At 61.3% G+C, this 5,127-nt stretch carries 8 protein-coding genes and 1 pseudogene; 1 reads left to right on the forward strand and 8 read right to left on the reverse strand.

From position 1 onward, the window contains the following. Positions 1 to 154: 154 nt before the first annotated feature. The 4 genes from HDG39_RS34200 to HDG39_RS34215 all read right to left on the reverse strand — a co-directional run bounded on the left by HDG39_RS34200 (position 155) and on the right by HDG39_RS34215 (position 1,370). The gene (locus HDG39_RS34200) at positions 155 to 412 is read right to left on the reverse strand and encodes a hypothetical protein (RefSeq protein WP_184012655.1); all 258 of its coding nucleotides are present in this window, start codon (positions 410 to 412) and stop codon (positions 155 to 157) included. Then, entirely contained in the window at positions 409 to 816 is a 408-nt protein-coding gene (locus HDG39_RS34205; RefSeq protein ID WP_184012657.1) for a Gp49 family protein, read from the reverse strand. Before HDG39_RS34205 ends, HDG39_RS34200 begins: the two co-directional genes overlap by 4 nt. Positions 817 to 958: 142 nt before the next feature. Then, positions 959 to 1,183, reverse strand: a complete 225-nt coding sequence (locus HDG39_RS34210; protein WP_184012659.1) for a YodC family protein — start codon at positions 1,181 to 1,183, stop codon at positions 959 to 961. Beyond that, a complete protein-coding gene (locus HDG39_RS34215; protein ID WP_184012661.1) occupies positions 1,173 to 1,370 on the reverse strand; it encodes a hypothetical protein in 198 nt (65 codons plus the stop codon). The genes HDG39_RS34210 and HDG39_RS34215 overlap by 11 nt, the downstream gene beginning before the upstream one ends. 243 nt (positions 1,371 to 1,613) lie before the next feature. Here HDG39_RS34215 and HDG39_RS34220 point away from each other — a divergent pair, with 243 nt between their 5' ends. Beyond that, a complete protein-coding gene (locus HDG39_RS34220) occupies positions 1,614 to 2,036 on the forward strand; it encodes a hypothetical protein (protein ID WP_184012663.1) in 423 nt (140 codons plus the stop codon). Between the two features lie 78 nt (positions 2,037 to 2,114). Here the strand turns inward: HDG39_RS34220 and HDG39_RS34225 are convergent, their stop codons facing one another. The 4 genes and pseudogenes from HDG39_RS34225 to HDG39_RS34240 form a co-directional block, all read right to left on the reverse strand. After that, entirely contained in the window at positions 2,115 to 2,699 is a 585-nt protein-coding gene (locus tag HDG39_RS34225; protein WP_184012665.1) for a hypothetical protein, read from the reverse strand. Between the two features lie 21 nt (positions 2,700 to 2,720). Further along, on the reverse strand, positions 2,721 to 3,092 hold the full coding sequence (locus tag HDG39_RS34230; protein WP_184012667.1) for a putative endonuclease domain-containing protein: 372 nt from the start codon (positions 3,090 to 3,092) through the stop codon (positions 2,721 to 2,723). Between the two features lie 107 nt (positions 3,093 to 3,199). Next, a complete protein-coding gene (locus HDG39_RS34235; RefSeq protein WP_184012669.1) occupies positions 3,200 to 3,685 on the reverse strand; it encodes a hypothetical protein in 486 nt (161 codons plus the stop codon). A gap of 246 nt (positions 3,686 to 3,931) precedes the next feature. Further along, positions 3,932 to 5,127, reverse strand: a pseudogene (locus HDG39_RS34240) (hypothetical protein); the annotation flags it as partial.

Below are 5,127 nucleotides of genomic sequence, written 5' to 3' on the forward strand. Positions count from 1 at the left end.
ATCGTCGCGGTCACACGGATTCAGCTTCATCACCGCTTCCTCGGCGGCGGTGGCGGCGGCGGAAGCCGCTTCTTGCAGGGACAGCCCATAACTTTCCTTCTCCTAAATCGAAGACTGCGCGCGCCGAGTGAGCGGCGCGGAACGCCTTGCATGCTCAGACCAGCACGTCGGATAGCGCATCGGCGCCAGACAGGCGCGCGAGCGTGAGTTTGTGGTGGGCGCACGCGAACAGCTCGTTTGCGCGCGGCGCGTCGGCCGCGCCGAAGCCGAACACCGGCATCTGTGGCGCGTCCAGCACAACGCCGGCCGCCTGCACCTCGCCGTGCTCGCCGGACTCGATCGCGTCCGCGAGGCCGCGCAACATACCCGGTATGTCGGACAGCGGAACCTCGCGCAGCGCGACGACGCTCATGCGACGCCCGGCCCCGGATTCGCCCAGTCGTGCAGCCGCTGCTTCAGCAGGTAGCCTTCGAGCATCCAGATTTTTTCGCGTGCGTTCTTGCGCGCGATGTCGCGGCCGATCTGCGGGTCGAAGTTCTCGGGAGATGCACATGCGCTCTCGCCAGTCACGGTGAAGCCGTTGCGCAGCACGAGGACACAGAACGTGAGCAGGCCAAGTGCCGTGCCGGCGCGCACGCTGTTCGGACGGTGGCCGCTCGCACCCTCCACGCCATCTGATGCAGTGAAATAGAACTCGCCAGTAATCGCCTCGTCGATATCGGCCGGCGTCACGCGTGGTGCCGTCTTGCCTGCCTTCTGGATTGCTGCCTCGGTCGATTGCTCGTCCGTCAGTTGCGTGTGGGTTGCCATGTTCATCGTTGCCATCGCTCCGGTGATCGCCCAAGAAAAAGCCCGCGCTGGCAAGCCAGACGCGGGCAAAGGACGTGGAAAATGAAAACGCCCAGCGGCGCTAGCCGACTGGGCATCTGGGTGAAGCCGTGCGAACGCAGCTAAAAGGTCAGAAAAACTCTACGCTGCCGCGCGGCACGCTTACAGGTTCAATGGAGCTGGGAAGCAGCAGCGCACGCTCTAATTTATTCGCCCCGGTACCATCGAACCAGCGGCAATCAAGCATGGGTCCCGCTTCGGTTTCAGTCACTGTCTCGACCGTCATCAGCGGGCCGCCAGACTTCAGCCGAACCGTCCTTCCGACGAACTTCTCACGTAGGGCGTCAGTTTGCATCTCTGCCTCCCGACTTTTCCGCGCCGCGACCGGCCATGATGCCGGCGGTCAACTTTGCTGCAATCAGTTCGCAGTTCTCGTCGAGCCTCGGGCGCGGTCTCGCTTTGAATTCCGTCTCCAAGATATCAAAGACGAACAGCGCTTCAGCAGCTAGTCCCTGTAACTCGTTGCGGGTTTTGATATCCACTTCGCCTCCCTGACAGTTATCGGAATGCCAGTCTAAGCGAGAACCCCATCGCAAAAAAGCCCGCTCATCGGCGGGCTTTGGACGCAGCTATGGCGCTGCAATAACGGCTATTTTCGTTGCGGAAATGCGAAAGGTCAAGCCAATCCGCATAAAGTGAACACGACGACGCCGTTGAAGCGACAAATGGACTGCCTGCTTGATTAGACTCAAGCTTGTCCTTTCGACGACACCTACGGAAAAACAATGATCAACTGCTCGCTATTCGCAAAAAACCTTGAATCGATCGACTCGTCCTTTAAAGCTGGAGACCCGCCTGCAATCGTAATTGCAGACACATCCAAACTTGTAGCTGCAATGGAAGCAACGGACGCATACTACGTCAATACGGCAAAAATTAAATTTCATGCAGAGCAACTAGCGAAAGACAGGTTTGAGCTTCCGCTGATCACCATTCGCGCAGGCAAGATTGTCTGGATCGAGGGCTTTCATCAGATAACCCCAGCAGAGGCCGCTGACTTGCCACTGATCCCGATCCAAAGCGTTAGCTCACTGGTCCCGCAGCTAATCCAACTCGTGGGTGCACCCGCAGGGAGACAGGCTCAAGCTGTGGCGAAAGCAAAGCAGCTATACGACTTTGCCGCCTGTGCAGGCTTCGCAATCAACTAAGGAGCTCCTGCATGGATCGTTACCGGCGTAGAGCAAGACCGCGTGGCATCCCCGGTAACGATCAATTGGGACTGACGGCTACGCCGCGATCACTTCGCCAACAATTCCCACCTCTCGCAAAAGCCCGTCGGCGCGCACAAGCGCCTTGTCCATTTCGCCAGCCTGACGCCGGGAGCCAACCAGCGCGGTTTCGATCTCGACCGCGTGCTTGGCAACCGTCTGCGGATGGACGCCGTACTGCTTGCCGAGCGCTTTGTACTCGGACTTCGTCCGCGTCAGAGCGTTGCGCACCAACTCGCGATGCAATCGAACGTTGCGCATGCATCCTGGAAGTAGCACAGCGACGTGATGCGTGACCAGCCACTCGATCACAGAATTCCATGCCTTGTTCGGCCGATGGCCGGAACAGCAATCGGCGCCGCACGAACACGGGAAATCGGGCGGCGAGTAGCGGACGAACAGCACGGCCTGCTGCACGAGCGGCAGCTTCTCGACCTCGGCAAGCACGAAGCCCGCCTGCCCGGCGCCGTCGATTCCACTTAGCCCGCGCCCCGATCCCGGCGGCCCATACATCCGCGCCATCAAACTCTTGCCGTACTGCTGCGAGTTAAACGAATACGCGTAGCGCAGCGCATGCACCACATCCTCAAACACCGCTTCCATGTTTAGCACTCCCGTAAATCCTCACCCTTGCCGCGCCAGCAGCTCGCGCGCCGCAGCGATCGCCGAACCGTCGCGGACCATCTTTCCCGTCACGCGCACCACGCACCAGCCGGCGAGCGTCGCGGCCAGATACTTCCGCGCGTCCTGCTCGAACCCGGTGCCGCGCGTATGGCGTCCACCGGAGTGAATGCCGCCCTCTACCTCGACTGCGACGCGTTGCTCGGGCCAGCAGAAATCGAAGCGCCATTTCCGCTGCGGGTCGAACTGATACTCGCGCGCCGGCGCTGGGAGTTTGTCGGCGCGCACGTGCAGCGCGAACGTTTCCTCGATGGCGCTTGGTGCAGATGGGACTTTGCGCTTTTGCGCAACTTTGCAATTCGGCGCGCCGACCATCTGGTGAATCGCCTGCTCGAGTGGTGCGGGCTTGGATGACGCCAGCACGCGCGCCGCGTTCGAGATCTCTTTGCGAATGCGTGCGGCGCCCGATCGGCGCATCGTGCTCACCCCTCACCTCGCGGCGCTGGCTGTTGAGACAGGGCATCCCGCGCTTTCTCGTGCGCTGCTTCGAAGCGCTCAACATCAAACGTGACGAGCGCACCGTCGACTCGATCCCACGCAGACCCGTACATGTTCGACAGCTCTTGCAGAGCCTCGCGAAGAATCGCCGCATCCCTGATCTGCGCTCCATCCTGGGGTGGGGTGGCGTAGAGAGATCGGCCAATCAGTTCAGTCCAGTGCGTAGACCATTGGATGATCGGGCCGTACTCATCAGCGGCGGTGATCTTCGCCACCGCCTGCACAGTCGCCTGAGCGCTTGCAGCGGCGCGGGCTTGCCAGCCTTCCCATACACCCTGCATCTTCGTGTCACGGTACGCTGCGAGCCCTTCGTCAAGGGCGGTGGCATGGCTCAAGTGGGGGAACGTAGCTTCGCACGCCGCGCGTTCGTCGCTCATCGCTTGCCCGCTTTGGGATGGGGTCGTGTTCATGACTGGTCCTTTGCGCAGTCTGATGCGGAAGTTACGATAGAAAGCGCAGGCCCTTTCCTCAATTCGCGAACTATTTCGGAGCGGCGAACCGCGCTCATTTCCACGAATTCTGTGTACGCATTGATGACCGATGCGCAAACCAAAAGCTCATTCTTTGTCGGCTCGCCGTACGTAAGCGCGCGAACCAGATCACTTAGATCAGGACCGGGTGCGGGCCAAGACATGTTGTTCCAATGTCGATAGAACTTAGCCATGATTGGCCTCGTCTGCTTGCTCGCTGGCGCGCGGAAGGGCATCTGCATAGGTGTTGTATTTGCATCGGCACCCTGCGCAAATATCACCCGGATCGCACGAACTCTCAGGCTCTGCCGAAGCTCGGGGAGCGGCGGATTGCTCTACCGGCACGCGCCGGATGCGATGCTCGTATTTATCCTTGGTGCGGTCGTATTCCTCTTGCGTGACTTCCAGCCAGCCATTCTGGCCGGTGTACGTCTCGTAGACCTTCGCCGTGGCTTGTTCGGGAGCGGCGGATTGCTCGGCGAGAAGGGCGCGGGCATCTTCGCCTGACATGTAGACAGCGAAACGACCGCCGTATGGATGGCTGGCGACTGATTTAATCTGCTGGCGCACGTCATCCGTCAGCGCCCCTGCTTGCGGTGCTGCCGCGCGGGTGTAGAGAGCGCGTACCTCGTAGATTTCGGGGTGCCGCGCCTCAATCGATCGCGCACCTTCGCCGGTGATGTTGACCCATGCGCCGCACTCGGGGAGGATCGGATCACGCAGGCGGGATTGCCATTGCGCGACCGGCTCGTCATCCGTCGCCGTGGCAGTGGATGCGGCGCGGGCATTCATGAGCGCGTCGAGGCAGGCATTCCAGCCGATACGGAACTGGATGGACTTCTCGTATCGATCGCCCGAGTCGCGGAAATAGTCGTGGGCGTTTGCGACAAGATCGCCGTATCGCATGATCACGTCGAGGGCAGCGGAAGCGCGGCGGCCATCCTGCAACACGTCGCCTGTGTCAAGCCCGCTGTCGATCTTGTTGATCAGTTCGGATAGCGCGCTCTCAAGCGACAATGAGATATTCGCCTCCCGCTCGTCGCTCACAGTCGCGGCAGGTTCAGGCGCGGCCGGCGGCATTGACCGCCGCATCCAGTCCATTGCATCACGCACCGCGACCTGGATTCTCGACACGAACTGCGACCGCTCGAGGCCCCAGATCAGCGCGATGTCCTGCGCGGTCGCGAGCGCCTTTTCATCGACGGCGCCATCGAAGTTGAGCCATGCCGGGCGCTTGCCGCGCGGCGGTTTCCACATTTCGGCGCCGTCGAGGTAGGTGTAGCGCAAGGCTTCGAGCGTGCGCACGGCCGCTGCCCAAGCTTGCGGCGACGCAGCGCCGGCCTGCCACCGGCTGATGACGAACCCGAGCGTGTGCAGACTGT

The sequence above is a fragment of the Paraburkholderia lebeckiae genome, assembly GCF_014201005.1.
Taxonomy (GTDB): domain Bacteria; phylum Pseudomonadota; class Gammaproteobacteria; order Burkholderiales; family Burkholderiaceae; genus Paraburkholderia; species Paraburkholderia tuberum.

What these genes read in the sequence shown, in the direction of transcription:
- HDG39_RS34200 (WP_184012655.1), bottom strand. Translation starts at nt 412, where the DNA reads ATGAGCGTCGTCGCGCTGCGCGAGGTTCCGCTGTCCGACATACCGGGT.
- HDG39_RS34205 (WP_184012657.1), bottom strand. Translation starts at nt 816, where the DNA reads ATGAACATGGCAACCCACACGCAACTGACGGACGAGCAATCGACCGAG.
- HDG39_RS34210 (WP_184012659.1), bottom strand. Translation starts at nt 1,183, where the DNA reads ATGCAAACTGACGCCCTACGTGAGAAGTTCGTCGGAAGGACGGTTCGG.
- HDG39_RS34220 (WP_184012663.1), top strand. Translation starts at nt 1,614, where the DNA reads ATGATCAACTGCTCGCTATTCGCAAAAAACCTTGAATCGATCGACTCG.
- HDG39_RS34225 (WP_184012665.1), bottom strand. Translation starts at nt 2,699, where the DNA reads ATGGAAGCGGTGTTTGAGGATGTGGTGCATGCGCTGCGCTACGCGTAT.
- HDG39_RS34230 (WP_184012667.1), bottom strand. Translation starts at nt 3,092, where the DNA reads ATGGTCGGCGCGCCGAATTGCAAAGTTGCGCAAAAGCGCAAAGTCCCA.
- HDG39_RS34235 (WP_184012669.1), bottom strand. Translation starts at nt 3,685, where the DNA reads ATGAACACGACCCCATCCCAAAGCGGGCAAGCGATGAGCGACGAACGC.